This window comes from Siminovitchia sp. FSL H7-0308 (assembly GCF_037980985.1).
Lineage (GTDB): Bacteria > Bacillota > Bacilli > Bacillales > Bacillaceae_C > Siminovitchia > Siminovitchia thermophila.
In genome coordinates, this window is sequence record NZ_CP150282.1 from 2512496 (window position 1) to 2530150 (window position 17655).

General features: G+C 42.3%; 17 protein-coding genes. 6 read left to right on the forward strand and 11 right to left on the reverse strand.

What is annotated here, in order from left to right:
- Window positions 1–19: 19 nt before the first annotated feature.
- From MHB50_RS12015 to MHB50_RS12045, 7 genes are all read right to left on the reverse strand, one after another.
- Window positions 20–2203 carry a malate synthase G gene (locus MHB50_RS12015; RefSeq protein ID WP_340083837.1) on the reverse strand — a complete coding sequence of 728 codons (2184 nt, stop codon included), beginning with the start codon at window positions 2201–2203 and terminating at the stop codon, window positions 20–22.
- Between the two features lie 226 nt (window positions 2204–2429).
- Window positions 2430–3260, reverse strand: coding sequence for a twin-arginine translocase subunit TatC (gene tatC, locus MHB50_RS12020; protein WP_077112230.1), 831 nt, complete (start codon window positions 3258–3260; stop codon window positions 2430–2432).
- 18 nt (window positions 3261–3278) lie between these two features.
- Window positions 3279–3470 carry a twin-arginine translocase TatA/TatE family subunit gene (gene tatA / locus MHB50_RS12025; protein ID WP_077112228.1) on the reverse strand — a complete coding sequence of 64 codons (192 nt, stop codon included), beginning with the start codon at window positions 3468–3470 and terminating at the stop codon, window positions 3279–3281.
- A gap of 18 nt (window positions 3471–3488) precedes the next feature.
- Window positions 3489–5198, reverse strand: coding sequence for a GMC family oxidoreductase (locus MHB50_RS12030; RefSeq protein WP_077112226.1), 1710 nt, complete (start codon window positions 5196–5198; stop codon window positions 3489–3491).
- 14 nt (window positions 5199–5212) lie between these two features.
- Entirely contained in the window at window positions 5213–5959 is a 747-nt protein-coding gene (locus MHB50_RS12035; RefSeq protein WP_340083838.1) for a gluconate 2-dehydrogenase subunit 3 family protein, read from the reverse strand.
- A gap of 129 nt (window positions 5960–6088) precedes the next feature.
- Entirely contained in the window at window positions 6089–7027 is a 939-nt protein-coding gene (locus MHB50_RS12040; protein WP_340083839.1) for a dipeptidase, read from the reverse strand.
- 128 nt (window positions 7028–7155) lie between these two features.
- On the reverse strand, window positions 7156–9513 hold the full coding sequence (locus MHB50_RS12045; RefSeq protein ID WP_340085335.1) for a heavy metal translocating P-type ATPase: 2358 nt from the start codon (window positions 9511–9513) through the stop codon (window positions 7156–7158).
- 262 nt (window positions 9514–9775) lie between these two features.
- Here MHB50_RS12045 and MHB50_RS12050 point away from each other — a divergent pair, with 262 nt between their 5' ends.
- Both MHB50_RS12050 and MHB50_RS12055 read left to right on the forward strand, forming a co-directional pair.
- Window positions 9776–9868 carry a YjcZ family sporulation protein gene (locus tag MHB50_RS12050; protein WP_083717573.1) on the forward strand — a complete coding sequence of 31 codons (93 nt, stop codon included), beginning with the start codon at window positions 9776–9778 and terminating at the stop codon, window positions 9866–9868.
- 100 nt (window positions 9869–9968) lie between these two features.
- Window positions 9969–10271 (forward strand): hypothetical protein, encoded by a 303-nt coding sequence (locus MHB50_RS12055; protein WP_340083840.1) that lies wholly within the window; start codon window positions 9969–9971, stop codon window positions 10269–10271.
- Between the two features lie 23 nt (window positions 10272–10294).
- On the opposite strand, the gene MHB50_RS12060 is transcribed toward MHB50_RS12055, so the two are convergent.
- Window positions 10295–10639 (reverse strand): hypothetical protein, encoded by a 345-nt coding sequence (locus MHB50_RS12060; protein ID WP_077112217.1) that lies wholly within the window; start codon window positions 10637–10639, stop codon window positions 10295–10297.
- 790 nt (window positions 10640–11429) lie between these two features.
- Window positions 11430–12842 carry a SpoVR family protein gene (locus MHB50_RS12065; RefSeq protein ID WP_340083841.1) on the reverse strand — a complete coding sequence of 471 codons (1413 nt, stop codon included), beginning with the start codon at window positions 12840–12842 and terminating at the stop codon, window positions 11430–11432.
- Between the two features lie 280 nt (window positions 12843–13122).
- Between MHB50_RS12065 and MHB50_RS12070 the strand changes: the two genes are divergently transcribed.
- The 3 genes from MHB50_RS12070 to MHB50_RS12080 all read left to right on the forward strand — a co-directional run bounded on the left by MHB50_RS12070 (window position 13123) and on the right by MHB50_RS12080 (window position 14400).
- Entirely contained in the window at window positions 13123–13371 is a 249-nt protein-coding gene (locus MHB50_RS12070) for a YhdB family protein (RefSeq protein ID WP_077112214.1), read from the forward strand.
- Between the two features lie 154 nt (window positions 13372–13525).
- Window positions 13526–13933 carry a disulfide oxidoreductase gene (locus MHB50_RS12075; protein ID WP_077112414.1) on the forward strand — a complete coding sequence of 136 codons (408 nt, stop codon included), beginning with the start codon at window positions 13526–13528 and terminating at the stop codon, window positions 13931–13933.
- Window positions 13930–14400 carry a thioredoxin family protein gene (locus tag MHB50_RS12080; RefSeq protein WP_340083842.1) on the forward strand — a complete coding sequence of 157 codons (471 nt, stop codon included), beginning with the start codon at window positions 13930–13932 and terminating at the stop codon, window positions 14398–14400. Before MHB50_RS12075 ends, MHB50_RS12080 begins: the two co-directional genes overlap by 4 nt.
- A gap of 196 nt (window positions 14401–14596) precedes the next feature.
- Here MHB50_RS12080 and MHB50_RS12085 read toward each other — a convergent pair whose 3' ends face one another.
- Window positions 14597–14998, reverse strand: a complete 402-nt coding sequence (locus MHB50_RS12085; protein WP_077112212.1) for a DUF5365 family protein — start codon at window positions 14996–14998, stop codon at window positions 14597–14599.
- A 121-nt stretch (window positions 14999–15119) separates the two neighbouring features.
- Window positions 15120–15953: an aldo/keto reductase gene (locus MHB50_RS12090; RefSeq protein WP_077112412.1), complete on the reverse strand. Its 834-nt coding sequence runs from the start codon at window positions 15951–15953 to the stop codon at window positions 15120–15122.
- 341 nt (window positions 15954–16294) lie between these two features.
- On the opposite strand from MHB50_RS12090, the gene MHB50_RS12095 reads away from it, so the two are divergent.
- Entirely contained in the window at window positions 16295–17593 is a 1299-nt protein-coding gene (locus MHB50_RS12095) for an NCS2 family permease (RefSeq protein ID WP_077112210.1), read from the forward strand.
- The last annotated feature ends 62 nt before the right edge of the window (window positions 17594–17655 follow it).

Below are 17655 nucleotides of genomic sequence, written 5' to 3' on the forward strand. Positions count from 1 at the left end.
ATGAGCTTGACTGCTTGCCTTATGCCCTGTTCAAAGCCCGTTTCTTCTTGAATTCCAATCGGCGCCGATGCAAGATTGGTTCCGTATAGCCGTTTGGCTGATGTTTACCTTCTAATACGAGTTCACAAGCCGCTTGAAATGCGACGGATTCGTCATAGTTTTCGGACATCGGTATATAGTTTGGATCGCCAGCATTTTGTTCATCAACCACTTTTGCCATTCGTTTCATTGTTTCCAACACTTGCTCTTTCGTACAGATGCCATGATGAAGCCAGTTGGCCATATGTTGGCTTGAAATTCTCAAGGTGGCCCGGTCTTCCATTAGGCCGATATTATGAATATCAGGTACTTTGGAACAGCCCACGCCTTGTTCAACCCAGCGGACAACATACCCCAGTATGCCTTGGGCGTTATTGTCCAGTTCTTCCTGAATTTCTTCATTGCTCCAGTTTGGTATGTGCTGCAAAGGAATTTTCAATAAATCATCTTTCATATCCGCTGTTTTCTTGTAAAGCTTCTTTTGTACTTCTTTTACATTTGCTTGATGATAATGGAGCGCATGCAATGTCGCCGCTGTCGGTGAAGGAACCCACGCCGTATTTGCCCCGGCTTTGACATGGGCAATTTTTTGTTCAAGCATATCTTTCATTTTGTCAGGCATTGCCCACATGCCTTTTCCAATTTGAGCTTTGCCTGGAAGTCCAGTTGCAAGCCCTATCAAAACATTTGATTTTTCATATGCACTCAGCCATGTGGAGTGTTTCATGTCATTTTTCCGGATCATGACCCCAGCTTCCATGGAAGTATGGATTTCATCGCCTGTTCTGTCAAGAAACCCGGTATTGATAAAGACGATACGGTCACGCACCTGTTTAATACAGGCTTTTAGATTTAACGATGTCCGTCTTTCTTCATCCATTACGCCCATTTTTATAGAGTTTCGTTCTAAACCAAGAAGATCCTCGACGCGGTCAAACAATGTATTGGCGAAAGCAACTTCCTCAGATCCATGCATTTTCGGCTTAACGATGTATATCGAGCCTTTTTCTGAATTTTTCTTTACTGTATTGCCAAGTAAATCATGCTTCGCAATTAAACTCGTTACAATCGTATCAAGAATGCCTTCCGGAACTTCTTCCCCGTTTTCATCAAGAATCGCGGGTGTTGTCATTAAATGGCCAACGTTGCGAATGAGCTGCAATGAGCGGCCTTTCAAGCGAATGTTTGTACCCTCAGATGATGTATATGTTCGATCATCACTAAGTGAACGCTGGACGGTTTTTCCATTTTTTGAAAAAGTGGAAGTGAGTGTTCCTTTCATCAGGCCAAGCCAGTTTCTGTAGACAAGCACTTTATCTTTTGCATCCACTGCAGCAACTGAATCTTCACAATCCATAATAGTGGACAGAGCCGATTCCAAAATCAAGTCTTTGACACCGGCATCATCCGTTTTTCCGATCGGATCATCATGGTCAATTTGTATTTCTACATGCAGCCCGTTATTTTTTAATAAAATTGCCTCTGGTTGTTCCATGTTACCACGGAAGCCGAAAAATTGACTTGCATCTTGCAGTCGTGCTTTACCGCCATTTTTTAGTCGGACAATAAGCTCGCCTTCGTCCACAACATATGTTACCGCCTCCTGATGAGAGGATTTAGCCAGGGGGAACACGTGGTCCAAAAATGCCTTTCCATACGCGATTACTCTTTGTCCCCTAATCGGATTGTAAGTGTCGGTCCGCTCCGCACCGTTAGATTCATCGATCGCATCTGTACCATATAATGCATCATACAAACTCCCCCACCTTGCATTGGCCGCATTAATGGCATATCTCGCGTTATTGATAGGTACAACGAGCTGCGGTCCTGCCTGTACGGCAATTTCGTCATCAACACTGTCAGTTGTGATGTGAAAATCTTCCACCTCAGGCTCCAGGTACCCAATTTCCTTCAAAAACTTCTTATAATCTTCTAACCTGAAAGAATTGACATGCTGTTGATGCCATTCATCTATTTTCCTTTGCAAGGTTTCACGTTTTTTGAGTAATTGTTTGTTTACGGGGGCAAGATCGCGAAAAATATGGTCCATTCCTTTCCAAAATGCTCCATGGTCTACACCCGTCTGGGGCAAAGCCTCTTGTTCAATGAAATCATAAAGAGCCGAAGCAACCTGCATTCCGCCTACTTTTACATATTTCTCCATTCCCTCTCCTCCTAAAAAACAGCATTGTTATATATCAGATTTAATGAAATCGTATTTATTATATAACAACATTTTTGGAAATGAAAGAGTTTTTTAGCAAATCAGACCATAAATCTGGAAATTTATGAAGCAAAAGCTTCAAAAGTCTCTTTTTTTTTAAAGCCAAAAGTGCCGGCAGCTTCTTGCCAAAAAAAAAAAAAGAATCCACTCTTTGTAAAAGGGATTCCTAAATGGATTCAACATGCTCGCGGCTTCTTTTTGCCTCCATTTTTCCAACGATATAAATGCTTGCTTCATACAGAAGCGCCATGGGAACGAGAACCATTAATTGGCTGACAAAATCGGGCGGCGTTATTAGCGCCGAAACAATGGCGATCACTAAATAAGCCCATTTTCTGGCTATTTTCATCCTCTCTTTCGTTAATACACCGATGGATGACAAAAACATGGCAATGATCGGCAATTCGAATAAAAATCCAAGCGGAATCGTTGTCATAATCAGAAAATGAATATATTCCTGAGCTGAAACGATGACATCAAAATTTATGGCCCCAACCTTCATCAGAAAATGATAGCTTAAAGGATTCACAATAAAATATCCGAAAGCTACCCCGCCGATAAACAGGAAAAACATGGCAGGTGAATAAAGGCCGAGAAATCTGATTTCCTTTGGCTTCAATCCCGGCTTGACAAACTGCCATAAAAAATGAACAAGAAAAGGAAGAGAGAGCCCGAGTGCCAGTGTTACACAAATGGAGGTGTAAAATTTCACGACTTGAAACGGGCCAAACACAACTAGCTCATTCTCTTTTGTTACGTACGGAAACCACCAGTTGATTGTTGAGAATACAGCCATCAAAAACAACATAAATACGATGCCGCTTTTTATGAATTGCTTGCGGAGATCACTAAGGTGTTCCACAAGCGAATCTGTATTCTTTTTTGCCTCCATGCCCCCTCCAGAGGATTGATCCAGTTGTTCCGTCCCTTTAGGTGAAACCGCCTGCTTATCCAAGGGACTGAGGAATCTTCGTTTTTGTTTGACTACTGGTCCCATAAAAAAACACCTTCTACATCATAGTTGCTTTTTCTTATCCTGTTTCGGGGTCTCGTTCTCATCCATGATTTCCCGCGTCGACTTTTTAAATTCGGAAAGTGTTTTTCCCATCGCTCCGCCAATTTCAGGTAGTTTTTTTGGGCCAAAAATGATGAGAACGATCACCAAAATAATGATAAGGCCGGGTATGCCAATTTGTGCTACTCCCATTAAAGCCACCTCCTAACGTTATACTAGGCTTCCTCCGTTTTTACTGTATTTGATAACGCCTTCCGCACAGCGATAAGCCAGTGCGCCAACTGTCCCTGTCGGATTATATCCGCTATTATGCGGAAAATTGCCGGCACCGACAACAAACAGATTATCCGCATCCCAATGTTGCAAATAATTATTGACGACACTCGTATCAGGATCAGAACCCATGATCGTTCCGCCTGTATTATGCGTCGTTTGATAAGGAACGATGTCATAATCGGAAATCGCATTTGAAGGAACAACTTCCTTCGCGCCCATTTCCTTTATAATTTCTGCAGACCGATCCGTCGCAAATTGATGGAGCGCGCGATCCTGGTCCGTAAAATTATAAGTCATCTGCAATAATGGCAGGCCAAAGGCATCCTTGTACGTCGTGTCCAATGATAGATAATTTTCCCGGTGGGGAAGCGTTGCTCCCTGACCGCCGACAAACAGTGTCCTCGTGTAATAATGGATCGAGGCTTTTTTGAACTCCTCTCCCCACAAGGGAACATCCGGCGGAACCGGGTTGCTGGATATGGGTCTTGTGCCCGATTGTACAATCCAAATTCCCGCCCCGTGCAAAAAGTCTTCTTTTGAATGGTCAAAATTATCGCCATTAAAGTCATCCATATACATGCCTAGCGCACCGGCTCCCATAAACGTGTTCATTTGTTCATCGAAAAATCCGGTTGCACCCGCGTTGATCTGATAACAATAATTTTTTCCAAGTGTCCCCCTTCCCGTATCCGGATCATATGGTGTCCCAATATCAGATATCATGAGAAGCTTCGCATTGTTAAGCACATAACTTGTCAGTACAACCGTTTCGGCTGGCTGGATAAACTCTTCCTTTGTCAAAGTATCGATATATCTGACACCCGTCACTTTATCCCCTTGTTTCAAAACTTCCACAACATTGGAATTTGTCCTTACTTCAAAATTTCCTGTCTTTACGGCTGTTGGAACAACCGTTACTTCCGGAGTGGATTTCGCCCCGTATTCACATCCAAACCTTTCACAAAAACCGCAATATTGGCATGCATAGATGGTCTCGCCATCCGGGTTTTTATAAGTCTCCGACAAATTTCCCGATGGCATCATGTACGGATTATATCCTTTATCTGTTGTCGCTTTTTTGAATTTCTCCAGAATTGGCGTCATTTTCATCGGTGGTGTCGGGTATTCATTTTTCCTTTTTCCTCCAAGTGGATTGGCTTCACCCGAAATGCCGGCAGTCTTTTCAAATTGATCGTAATATGGTTCAATTTCGTCATATGTAATGCCCCAATCCTGAAGCTGAAAGCCTTCCTTAATCTTGTTTTTTCCGTACTTCTTTTCCGTCTGTGACTTAATTTCAAAGTCGTATGGAAGGAATCTGAACGTCCAGCCGTTCCAGTGAGTGCCAGAACCGCCAAGCCCTTCACCAAGCAGAAATGAACCCATTTGCCGCATTGGAAGCGCACGCTCTTTACGAGTGTTTCTAAACGTAATTGTTTCCTTCGACAAATCTTGCATTAATTCATAACGGATCGCATATCTATATTCATCATGTATTCGCAAATAATCTTCCGTTCCTCTTTTTCGTCCTCTTTCCAGACCGACAACTTTTAATCCCGCTTTCGCACATTCGGCTGCGACAATACCTCCGGTCCAACCGACACCGACCGTCACAACGTCCACTTTATCCAGTGTTTTAGCCATGATTTACATCTCCTTTAATGATCCATGCTTGACAATGATTGTGGCTTGATCTTTTGAAATTTGTCACTCTCAATGACATTTATGTATGCGGCCTGATGACCCGGAAAGTTTTTCATTTTCCAACCATCCATATTGTTATTTCCGCCATAGATCGGGTCGGAGTATGCCCCCTCCAATGTGGCAGACCTAAGAAGGGTAAAGAAAAAGCTTGAGGTGACTCCATTCAATTTCACTTCCCCTTTTTGAAAAGCCGTTAAAATCTCATCCATTTGACCGCCTTCCAGATCCGTGAAGCTTTTTTTAAATCGCTTCTGAGCCTCATTGTCTAAGGCAGCGATGCCGACAGAAAAAATTTCCGCCCTTGTTAAGGGACTCTGATACCCTTGCGTCTCCTTTCCCACAAAAAACGGTCCTTGCATATATTCTCTGGAATTCATTCCATAAGCGCCCGCAAGCTGGTTGTCTATGAAATAGGGCACACCCAATTCGATGGCCCCCGGCCCCAAATCATCCTTGGGAAATATCCTTTCCGTTGCTTGGGACAGTATTTTAAAGTCTGCATCCCTCGTAAAAAACTTTCTGCCTTTCGGACTGATCTGTCTGGCTTTTTCACGGGTTTCTTCCGGGGTTGTTTCCGTATTATTTCTGGCATTGTAGCCAATGACGCCTCCCAGTAAGCCGCCTCCGACCAATGTGCCAGTAACAATGCCGGACCTTTTTAAAAAGTCCCGGCGAGAAAGTCCTTTATCCTTTTCTGTCATAATGAACCCTCCTGCACTGTAAGTAAATGATCCAAACAATGAAATGGATCTTTTTTAAAAAATAAAAAAACAACCGCTTAAGAACTTTATGGCACTTTAGCGGCTGTTTTAAACTCAGTAAGTGAAAAATTATTCTTTTTTACTATTATTTGGTAGATGATGGAAGAAATTCTTCCATGCAAATCCTTTGACCTGTTCTTCAGAATAATATTTAAGCAATTCATTTATGAGATTTTGGTATTTAGAAGCATCTTCCAAACCGATGATATGCTCGTCGATGCCGTCAAAGTCGGAACCAAATCCGATGTGCTTGACGCCCCCCAATGAACAAAAATGATCAATGTGTTTGATGAGATCTGAAATATATACTTTTTCCTTATTGGCCGTAAAGTCCGGATAAAACACTACATGAATCATGGCGTTTTTCATAAAAAGTGTTTTTGCCTGGTCGTCGGTCAAGTTCCTCTGATGGCCACAAACTGCTTTGGCGTTTGAATGGCTGGCGATTGGATAGTTTGCGAGTTCAACCACTTCCCAAAAAGCGCGTTCACTTAAGTGGGATACGTCGGTAAACAGGTGGTGGTTGTTATGGAACTGAACAACCTGTTTTCCGAATGCAGTCAGACCTGCTCCCCGCGGCTCTTCTATTCCATCAGCCGCAAGATTGGCGTTATTCCAAGTAAGCCCGACCAGCCTTACACCAAGGCGATACAAGATACTAAGCTTTTGCGGATCACTGCCAATGCAATCAACCCCTTCAAGGGAAAGAATGGCTCCGATTTCATCTTCCCCCAATGTAAGCAAATCCGACCATTGCTTAATATGCTTCATCCCATTCTTTTCAACGATGTTTGAATAAAAATAATGCACTTGATCAAGGGCCGCTTGAAATTTTGCCTCTTCTTTCACTTCGGGGGGGACAAAAATGGCGAAACATTGGACTTTAACCTTCCCTAGTTTCATTTTTTCCCTATTGACATCCAGTTTCGGGGAATGCTCAAAATCCAATTTCCCGCTGCTGTTCCACATTTTCCACAATACGTCACAATGAAGATCCGCAATATTCATGTCTTTCCCACCTGTTCTGTGTTTTTAATAAAATGATCAGTGTTCAACCAAAGAGAAGCAAAATACTTGAAAAGGATCAGCGCTACTTTCATTTGGCTTCAAAAAAAAAAATTATTGGCAATAGGCAGTTATAGATGTATTCTTTTTAAACGCAAAGCATTTGCCACAACAGAAACCGAACTGAATGCCATGGCCGCACCCGCAATCCATGGAGCAAGCAATCCCGATGCCGCAATGGGAATTCCGGCTGTATTATATGCCAATGCCCAAAACAAATTTTGTTTGACATTTTTCATGGTAGCTTTACTGAGCTGGAATGCCTTTGAGACAAGCCTTAAATCCCCACCCAAAATTGTTATATCCGCGGCTTCAATCGCCACATCGGTTCCAGTATCAATGGCAATCCCAATGTCCGCCACGGCAAGGGCTGGCGCGTCATTCATACCATCTCCAACCATCGCTACGATTTTTCCATTCTTTTGCAATTCCTGAACCATTTCCGCCTTTTGCTCTGGCAGCACTTCCGCGTATACTTGATCAATTCCCACTGTGCTGGCAATCGTATGAGCAGTCCTTTCATTATCACCTGTAAGCATGATGACTTCCAGCCCTTGTTTTTTTAATTCGTGAATGGCATCACGCGCATGTTCTTTTACCGTATCTGCAACTGCAACAATTCCGGCCAAGCGTCCATTAATGGCTATGAACATAACGGTTTTCCCTTTTTTCTCAAAATTCCGCACCTGTTTCGCCTTTTCTTGGTATAACACGAGATGGTCCCGCATCAGCTTTCTAGTGCCGATTAAAATTTGTTTGCCATCAATATCCGCTTTAATCCCTTGTCCTTGTATTGCCTCGAAGCTTTTGACTGCTTTCGGTTTGACTCCCTTTTCTTGTCCATATGTTACAATCGCATCTGCAAGTGGATGCTCGGAAACAGATTCAGCCGAAACCAAATACTGTAAGGCATTTTGGTGGAAAAGCTCTATATCGGTAACAACCGGCCTGCCAACTGTAATGGTGCCTGTTTTATCAAAGATAACCGCATTTACTTTATGAGCAATCTCCAAATGTTCGCCACCTTTAAATAAAATGCCCGTTTCCGCCCCCTTTCCCGAACCAACCATAATGGCAGTCGGAGTGGCTAGTCCCAAAGCACAAGGGCAGGCAATGACAAGAACAGTAATAGATGCTTCCAGTGCTTTTTCCAGATTTCCCTGGTCTAAAAGGAACAGCCACGCCAGAAAAGTCGCAATGGAAATCGCCACAACGAATGGAACGAATATGCCTGAAATGTTGTCTGCCACCCGCTGAATGGGCGCTTTGCTTCCCTGGGCAGCTTCCACAACTTGAATGATGCCGGCAAGCGCTGTATCTTTCCCGACTTTTGTTGCCCTTATTTGAATCATGCCGTTTTTGTTTACTGTGCTTCCGATCACAACATCGCCCATTTGCTTTTCTACTGGAATCGCTTCTCCAGTAATCATTGATTCATCGACAAACGTCCCGCCGGAAGTGATCTCTCCATCAACAGGTATTTTTTCCCCGGGACGAACTACCAAAATATCCCCCGCCTGGACTTCTTCAATTGGGACTTGCCGCTCAAGCCCATTCGTAAGGATTGTTGCATGTTTCGCCTGCAAGCGCAATAAGTGGGATAATGCCTCAGTTGTTTTTCCTTTCGCTTTCGCTTCCAACCATTTTCCAAACAATATGAGTGTGATTAACACCGCGCTCGTTTCAAAGTAAAGATGTGGTTTATATATTGGGTAAATGAGTGAACGGATGCTTTCTAAAACACTAAAGAAAAATGCCGCGGATGTTCCGAGTGCCACAAGCACATCCATATTGGCGCTTTTGTTTTTTAATGACTTGTAAGCTCCTTCGTAAAACGGCCAACCAATATAAAACTGGACAGGGAACGCCAATGCAAGCTGTATCCAGGGGTTCGTCAAAACATGTGGAACAGGCAGTGCCAGGCCGCCTGGTAAATGACCGAGCATCGTATAGACAAGCGGCAGGGACAGCAATGCTGAAAGCAACAGTTTTTGTTTCTGTCTAAGGTCATGTTCTGATTTGTTACGTTCCGTATTTTCCTTGTTTTGATGCACCTTCGCCTCATAACCTAATGATTTCATTTTATCAATGATATCGGGAGTGGAAATCATTCCTTCCTCCATGTGGATGGATGCCGTTGCTGCCGCCAGATTCACATTAGCAGATCTGACACCCGCCATTTTATTCAATGTTTTTTCGATTCTGGCAGAACACGCAGAGCACGTCATTCCATAAACATCTAAAAGAACCTTATCTGTTTTAATGTCATAACCCAAACCCTTAATTTTATCAATGACATCAGCGGGTGTTAATGTTGTGCTGTTAATGGAAACAGAAGCTTTTTCAAGAGTCAAATGAACGGTTGCTTCCACACCCTCCATTTGGTTCAGTACTGTTTCAATTCTGTTGGAGCAAGCCGCACAAGTCATACCTTCAATGGAAAGATCAAACCGCGTTTTCACAAAATGGGGTCCCTCCTCGAAAATTAAAATGGAATGGATCACAAAATGGACATGGCCAGTCGCCACACAATACCGCATCTTTATCCCATTAATTCTACATGCTATGTCCGCAATCCTTTTTTACCTGCTTTGTCAATAAAATTAGATATTTCTCTCTATAATCTGTCCAGTCGAAGCCTTGCACCTTTACATATGATGTAGGAGATTCGGCATAAGGAGGTGGCTGTCCATGAGTGGAGGATATGGAATGGGTTTTGCCTTGATCGTCGTGCTGTTCATTTTACTAGTAATTGTAGGAACAGCTTACGGTTATGGCTATTAATGGCTATATGATGTAAAAAGAAGCGTCTATTTAGGCGCTTCTTTTTCATGTTCGAGCTTTTTTGGGGCATGATAATGTTAAATTGGTTAGGAGGATCGTTATGGAGCATTTTCCAGTAATACATACAAATTTTTGGGATGCCGTTATCGCCGTTCCCGCTGTTTTGGTCGCAACTCAAATCATCAAGCTTTTGTTCCCGATACCCCGGGTGATTATTCCGACAATCGCCACTATTCTTGGATTGATGTTTTCCCTTTTCATCGCCCACCGTTTCAATTTTTGGGGGGCTGTTTTCATGGGTTTGTTCTATGGGAATGCCGCTGTCGGGACATATGCTTCATTAAAAACGACTTGGGAAACATATAGAGCATCAGGAAATAAATACTCCGATAAACAAATTTGAAAGGAATACAACATGACATTCGGCTAAGAATGGAAACCGATCAACTTCGTTTCTTTTCCCGCTCCCACCGGACGCAGTTGCGGAAAAGCAATAATCGAATCAATATAATCCCATTTAATCAATAAATTCGTCGGACAATTTTTCCTTGACTGGTTTTCCTTTGGAACAGTAGTACCGTCTTCTTCCTGCACTTTTGTATGCTCATAACAGGGGTTTTCAACCCAAATGCCGATTGGCTCCGTATATACGAGCTTGGCAACACACCATTTTTCCGGAAAATAGATCCCTGTAATGGAGCCAGATAAAGATTCAGGCAAATGTTTAAACTTGATCTGGATTTTTTGATTTACATAATTATCTAAAAACATGATCATCCTCCTTGAAATTGGTTCTTTACTTATTCATTCCTTCATTCAAGGAGCTTAAAACACGAAATAGAGGCTGGGGCATAAGCAAATACGAAATAGCAAAAACCGAACAATTCATTTATAGTTGTTCGGGCTATTTGTGTTAAAAAATCCCTATCATCGCTACGTCAACCTATTTCGCTTTCCGCAGGTCTCTTCAGCTTCCTCGGAAAGCAAAGGCCGCTTTCCTGCGGGATCTTCAGCTCGAGCTATTCCCGCAGGAGTCTACCTATTTTGACTACGCTAAAAGCTTGCGTATGATACACTGGGACAATTTTTCCCGCATGTAAGGTGCCGTATTGAGTGAATACAAAAGGGCTAAGTGGGAGAAAACGGCACCTAAATGCCCGATTGGTTCAACTAACATTCAGTTAGAGCCCTACTGAATGAAGTTTCACTTTATCCCGCATGTAAGGTGCCGTATTGAGTGAATACAAAAGGGCTAAGTGGGAGAAAACGGCACCTAAATGCCCGATTGGTTCAACTAACATTCAGTAGCCCTACTGAATGAAGTTTCACTTTATCCCGCATGTAAGGTGCCGTAAGACTACCACTTCAAAATCTTGAGTAAATACAAGAGGTCTAAGTGGGAGAAACGGCACCTAAATGCCTGATTGGTTCAACTAACATTCAGTAGAAGCCCTACTGAATGAAGTTTCACTTTATTGTTCGTTTTTTCATCAGCTGATTTAGCTGTGTTCCAGGCTCTCCATCTCCTTTAGAGAAAAGCCCCCTTAAAAACAGCCCTCGCTCATATGAATTTCCGTTGTACGTTCCTGCCGTCATAACTGAATAACATCGAGCGATTTTCCACTACGCTCTCCAAGTGAACGGTTCTTCCCCACAATTGATAAATATAAGGCAGTACTTTTTCCAAATATTTTAGGTCAAGTTCAACTCCCTCATAAGAATGTTTCAAATATAGCTCTCCATTCTTCATATAGTCGCCGTCATTGACTGTAATGTACGGGAATCCGCCGTTTACTCTCATGCTCACAAGCTGGTCGCGGACCTCGGTCCATTTTTTGTCAACAATTTTATAATCCCTTCCTTGCTTTTGAAATAAATACATATCTTCCCGCAATACAAGATCTTTTGTTAAATAATTTCTTAAAAAGGATATATCGGATTCCAGTTCGCGAACTTCGAACATCTTTTCCCGACCCGAATTAGGCTTAACTCCTTGTTTTTTCATTTCTTCGTCCGGATTATTCCATCTTTCTTCAATATCCTCGAAAATTTTCAAACCAAGATAATAAGGGTTGATACTTGTCCTTGATGGCTGAATAACCCCCGCATTCAATTTGGCGAATTCAATTGCCTCATCGCTCGTCAAATCCAACTCACGGATAATCCGCTGATGCCAATAAGACGCCCAGCCTTCATTCATAATTTTCGTTTCAAGCTGCGGCCAAAAATAAAGCATCTCTTCTCGAACCATTGTCATGATATCCCGTTGCCAATCAGACAGCTCCCGGCTATACTGTTCGATAAATAACACGATATCCTTTTCCGGTTGGGGCGGGAATTTTTTTCTCCGTTTTTTCCTGGCCGGCTCTTCCTTTTTCTCTTCATCCAATCCCCATAAATCATCGTATTCCGTTACCGGCGTAGTATCTTCTTCCCATTCATCCTCTTCATCCATCTCCCAATCCAGCACCGGCCGCATCAAAGACGGGTCAATATGCTCTTCAATCGCGAGCACCGCATCCAAAAATTGCTCCACTTCTTTTTTTCCGTGTTCCATTTCATATTGCCTGATTCTCCCTGCTGTCGCCGCCATGCTTTCCACCATATCCCGATTCGTGTTTTTAAATCGAACATTGTTTTTAAAAAAGTCGCAATGGGCTAGAACATGCGCCACAATCAGCTTGTTTTGAATCAACGAGTTGGAATCAAGGAGAAAGGCATAACAAGGGTTTGAGTTGATCACGAGTTCATATATTTTACTTAAACCAAAGTCATAATGCAGTTTCATTTTAAAAAATTGCTTTCCGAAACTCCAGTGGGAAAAACGAGTCGGCATTCCGTAAGCGCCAAATGTGTAGATAATGTCAGCCGGGCATATTTCGTATCTCATCGGATAAAAGTCGAGGCCAAATCCACTGGCAATTTCTGTTATTTCATCAATAGCATATTCTAATGTTTTCTCATCCGCACTCATGAATATTCCCTCCTTTTATCCACAATGTATGAAAGACAAGGAAATAACATGAATTACATCCGCCTTGGCCGCCAAATTATTTTCCTCACCAAAAAGAGTAACTTCTCACCAATGATCTGGCGAACACCCAAATTCGGCTATGTCACGTTTTACACGTATTGGCTGGTTCTTATTTTTTAACCGTGGTTAAACCCAAATCCAACCATGTCAAGATTTACACCCCTATATATCCCGGCTCCGCGGATATAATAAAGGCAACTCCTAAAAAGGAGGAAACCAGATGGATTATGATCGTGCCCTTTACTATACGCATCGGTCGGAATGGGATAATCTGATCGTTTTAATGGTTCGTACAAAAGACCATATGCTGTCAAAAAGAATAGAACGCTTTTTACACGCGTATTATTTTTCCCGCGATTATTCCCTGATTGAGCGTCAACTCTACTCACTGCTTCGTTATCTAGAGCATGCCGTTTCTGTTACGGAAGAGGAAAGCATCTTTGAGAACAGCCCCTTGGTTCCCATTTAACTGGCTGCCGCAAGCAGCCGGTTTTTTTAGTAGCCATTTTGGAAAGATAGCGTTTTCATTTACTTTAAACAGTTTTTTCCATTATAATCAAAGGAATACATAAACGATTTTAAAGGCAGTGATTTATGTGGGGAAAAAAGATCAGCGGGAAAATATGATTTTTTTTGCATGGGCTGTAGCTGTCATAGCGACACTCGGAAGTTTATATTTTTCGGAAATCAAGCAATATGAACCGTGCGAGCTTTGCTGGTACCAAAGAATTCTAATGTATCCGCAAGCCATTTTGCTCGGAATCGCCTTGGTCAAAAAAGATTACAAAGCGGCAATATACACATCCGTACTTTCGGGAATGGGCGTGCTTTTATCTTTTTACCATTATTTAATTCAAAAAGTTGATTTTTTCTCCGCTTACTCCCCCGCTTGCGGGCGAGTTCCATGTACGGGGGAATATATTAACTGGGCGGGATTTGTGACCATCCCCTTTTTAGCCTTTATTGCTTTTACACTCATTTTCTCCGTAAGTTTGATTTTATTGAAACAATCGAAAGGTGATGCACAATGAAAAAAGTAGTTATATTTTTAGTCATTATTATCGGGTTGTTTGTCGCGATCGCCATAGTAACAAAAGTGCAGCAGGAAAAGAAGTCTGAAGGCAACGTATATCAAAAAGAAAGCTTGCATCCCACAACAGTCGAATTGTTGGATGATCCGCTGTACCAAAACATCATTTTGCCGGATGAGTTGGAGAAAAAATTGAAAAATAAGGAAGATGTCACCGTTTATTTCTTTAGCCCGACTTGCTCGCATTGCATAAAGACGACGCCGGTAGTTGCACCCCTTGCGAAAGAAAAAAATATTGACCTTGTCCAATACAATTTGAAAGAGTTTGAAAACGGCTTTAAAAAATATGGAATTACCCATACCCCGACGCTTATGCATTTCAAAGATGGGAAAGAAGCAGCACGAATGGTCGGCTCCCATCCAAAAGAAGATTTTGCGGCTTGGTTTGATGAACATGTAAAAAAATAAAAGCGCCCATCCTTTTGGACAAGCGCTTGCCAGAAAAAGATTCCCCTGCACTATTCAAACTGGATTCAGTGCAGGGGAGCCATTTTCATGTTCCTGAGACCGTCAGGTTGGACAATCCAAAACGTGTAAACGGCCTTAGCCCCGTGAAAATAAGCCAAAGCCGTTCGGTTGTCTCAACAGCCGAAAAGTGTATGTTTCAAATTAAAAAATCGTTGTATGCAGGCGTAAAAATGCTTAACGAGTGACTCAGCCCTTTTTGTCGTGTGTACTGTGAATATGTGAAAGGAAATGATATGTCATGGCTTTCCAAAATCTTTTTGTTTTTGTAAAAAATACTTTCCAAATGAGGATTATGTGAGTCGATGTTTCTCAATTCCAATAATGTTTTCATGACTTGCAGCGCCGCAATCACATTCAACGCATCCGATGCGCTATTGGGCCAATCTTCAAAAGAAGGTGTTTTCAATATATTCAGTTCGCAAAACGTGTAAATATCATCGTCTTGAAAATAAGAAGGTAAAATGGATGAATAAAAATCGTCAAGCAAACTGCTTATTGTTTCCTTCTGTTCTTGTGTAGCCGCAAATACAACCTTCATATCCGAAAACCTGCCTTATGCTCTGAATGTTCTCCCCATTAGAATAACATATGAAAAGCCTACAGATCGTTGGGAAAGTAAGGTAATCGATTAACAAGCGGCATAGGCGGCCAATCACTAACTAATCAAAGTTAAAATGATCAGGATGAGGGCCATACCTTTCGTCCAGGTTCAATCCATTTATTTCATTCATATCTTTGAGTGAAAGTTCAAAATCAAAAATTTCCGCATTTTCACGGATACGATTGCTATTGATCGACTTTGGAATAATGATGTTTCCGTTTTGCAAGTGCCAGCGCAAAATAATTTGCGCACTGCTTTTTCCGTATTTTTTGCCAAGCGCAACGAGAGAAGGTTCTTCAAGCAAACGTGCGCGGGCAAGAGGCGACCACGCTTCGACAGCAATATCATGCTCTTGGCAATATTCCCGAAGCGGTTCTTGTGTCAACCGTGGATGCAGTTCAATTTGATTAACGACAGGCTTTTCATTACTGCGGACGGCCAAATCTTCCAAATGATGAATTTGGAAATTGCAAACGCCAATGGCCCGGACAAGCTTTTCATCATATAACCTTTCAAGCGCACGCCACGTGTCCACATACTTATCTTTTACGGCCCAGTGAATCAAATATAAATCCACATATTCCATTTGTAATTGATTCAAACTTTCTTCAAATGCTTTCAAAGTGTTGTCATAGCCCTGGTCCGTGTTCCATACCTTAGTGGTGATAAACAGCTCCTCCCGCGGAATTCCAGAATCCTTTACCGCCTCTCCGACAACATCTTCATTTTCATAAATTTTTGCCGTATCAATCGACCTGTATCCGTATTGTAATGCATATCTTATGGCATTAACCGCTTTCTTTTTCTCCTTCATTAAGTAAACCCCAAGTCCGAGGTACGGCATGTCGATCCCATTATGTAATGTTTTTACACTTTGCAAATGTTGAACCATTTCCATCACCCTTTCTCCCATTTTCTTCATTGTATATTGATCCGTTGTATAGTGCTAACTATTTGTTCACATATTTATTTCGACAGAAGCTTTTAACTTTCCCGCAAATAAGCTAAAATAAGATCGTTTGTTAATTTGTTTTAACTCACGATGAGGCCCTTTCATCCAGAGAGAAATATGGATCTAGGTTCCTTTTTCACCATGAGCGGCGCCACTTATCTTTCTTTCGTTGTTCCTAAAATTGTTTGGCGTAAAAGAAACTGACTACACTTCGTTTATTGTTGTTTATATTAATGAGGCAGCCGATAAAAACGAGCTGCCTGATGCACTGGAGGTCACCTATGTTTAAATTAAAGGAAAATCAAACAAATGTTAGAACTGAAATCATTGCAGGAATGACGACTTTTTTAACGATGGTATATATTATTGTTGTCAATCCGATCATCTTAAAAGATGCCGGCGTGCCTATTGATCAAGTGTTTACTGCAACGATCATCGCGACTGTTGCCGGAACACTTTGGATGGCGCTGGCGGCCAATTACCCGATCGCGATTGCTCCGGGTATGGGATTGAATGCCTATTTTGCTTATTCCGTTGTCGAAACACACGACATATCTTATATAACGGCGTTTGCTGCTGTATTTGTTGCAGGCATCATATTTATTATTTTATCCTTGACACCTTTTCGCAAAGTATTGATCGAAGCCATACCTGCAAACTTGAAACATGGTATTACGGCGGGAATCGGACTTTTTATTGCATTTATCGGAATGAGACTCACCGGTCTGATCGTGGCTCATCCAACTAACCTTGTAGCCTTGGGAGATCTTCACTCTCCTCCTGTCTTGCTTGCACTTTTAGGCTTGTTCGTGACAATCGTTTTACTGGCTTTTCATATACATGGAGCCTTGTTTATCGGGATGGTCATCACAGGTTTAACAGCCTTTTTTACTGGCCAGCTTCATTTTGACCAGGGCTTTGTACAAATGCCATCGCTTCCTGAAGGAATCTTGATTACCAACCCATTGTCCGCCTTTAGCGAAGTGGCGGAACATTTTCTTTTTGCGGTTGTCTTCTCTTTTCTGCTTGTAACTATCTTCGATACCACCGGTACAATGATCGGTGTTGCTCAGCAAGCGGGACTGATGAAGGGCAATACTTTTCCCCGGGCACGGCAGGCACTGTTGGCTGACTCTGTGGCCACTACGATCGGGGCCATGGTCGGTACAAGCCCGACAAGCGCCTATATCGAATCTTCATCCGGAGTCGCTGCCGGCGGCCGTACAGGTCTGACAACTGTGACTGTTTCGCTTTTATTTATCATTGCGGCTTTTTTCGGCCCGCTCGTAAGTGCCGTTTCCGAACTGTCCGCAATTACTGCTCCTGCGCTAATCATTGTCGGAAGCATGATGATGGGGGCTATTTCAAAAATAAATTGGTCACAAATTGATGAAGGATTTCCCGCGTTTTTAATTATATTGAGTATGCCTTTAACCTCCAGCATTGCGACAGGCATCGCTCTCGGATTTATTTCTTATCCAATCTTAAAGATCGTAAAAGGAAAGTGGCGGGATGTCCATCCGTTAGTATATATATTTGCTGTCCTATTTTTCTACCAGTTGGCTTTCCTGCCGCATTAAGCTTGCTCCCGACATTCAGAGCGCAGACAACCAATGTTCTAATCATTTTTGCCAACAGCTTG

Excerpts from the sequence above, each read along its gene's own strand:
- MHB50_RS12015 (WP_340083837.1), bottom strand. The coding sequence starts at position 2,203 with ATGGAGAAATATGTAAAAGTAGGCGGAATGCAGGTTGCTTCGGCTCTT.
- tatC (WP_077112230.1), bottom strand. The coding sequence starts at position 3,260 with ATGGGACCAGTAGTCAAACAAAAACGAAGATTCCTCAGTCCCTTGGAT.
- tatA (WP_077112228.1), bottom strand. The coding sequence starts at position 3,470 with ATGGGAGTAGCACAAATTGGCATACCCGGCCTTATCATTATTTTGGTG.
- MHB50_RS12030 (WP_077112226.1), bottom strand. The coding sequence starts at position 5,198 with ATGGCTAAAACACTGGATAAAGTGGACGTTGTGACGGTCGGTGTCGGT.
- MHB50_RS12035 (WP_340083838.1), bottom strand. The coding sequence starts at position 5,959 with ATGACAGAAAAGGATAAAGGACTTTCTCGCCGGGACTTTTTAAAAAGG.
- MHB50_RS12040 (WP_340083839.1), bottom strand. The coding sequence starts at position 7,027 with ATGAATATTGCGGATCTTCATTGTGACGTATTGTGGAAAATGTGGAAC.
- MHB50_RS12045 (WP_340085335.1), bottom strand. The coding sequence starts at position 9,513 with ATGACTTGTGCGGCTTGCTCCAACAGAATTGAAACAGTACTGAACCAA.
- MHB50_RS12050 (WP_083717573.1), top strand. The coding sequence starts at position 9,776 with ATGAGTGGAGGATATGGAATGGGTTTTGCCTTGATCGTCGTGCTGTTC.
- MHB50_RS12055 (WP_340083840.1), top strand. The coding sequence starts at position 9,969 with ATGGAGCATTTTCCAGTAATACATACAAATTTTTGGGATGCCGTTATC.
- MHB50_RS12060 (WP_077112217.1), bottom strand. The coding sequence starts at position 10,639 with ATGTTTTTAGATAATTATGTAAATCAAAAAATCCAGATCAAGTTTAAA.
- MHB50_RS12065 (WP_340083841.1), bottom strand. The coding sequence starts at position 12,842 with ATGAGTGCGGATGAGAAAACATTAGAATATGCTATTGATGAAATAACA.
- MHB50_RS12070 (WP_077112214.1), top strand. The coding sequence starts at position 13,123 with ATGGATTATGATCGTGCCCTTTACTATACGCATCGGTCGGAATGGGAT.
- MHB50_RS12075 (WP_077112414.1), top strand. The coding sequence starts at position 13,526 with ATGATTTTTTTTGCATGGGCTGTAGCTGTCATAGCGACACTCGGAAGT.
- MHB50_RS12080 (WP_340083842.1), top strand. The coding sequence starts at position 13,930 with ATGAAAAAAGTAGTTATATTTTTAGTCATTATTATCGGGTTGTTTGTC.
- MHB50_RS12085 (WP_077112212.1), bottom strand. The coding sequence starts at position 14,998 with ATGAAGGTTGTATTTGCGGCTACACAAGAACAGAAGGAAACAATAAGC.
- MHB50_RS12090 (WP_077112412.1), bottom strand. The coding sequence starts at position 15,953 with ATGGTTCAACATTTGCAAAGTGTAAAAACATTACATAATGGGATCGAC.
- MHB50_RS12095 (WP_077112210.1), top strand. The coding sequence starts at position 16,295 with ATGTTTAAATTAAAGGAAAATCAAACAAATGTTAGAACTGAAATCATT.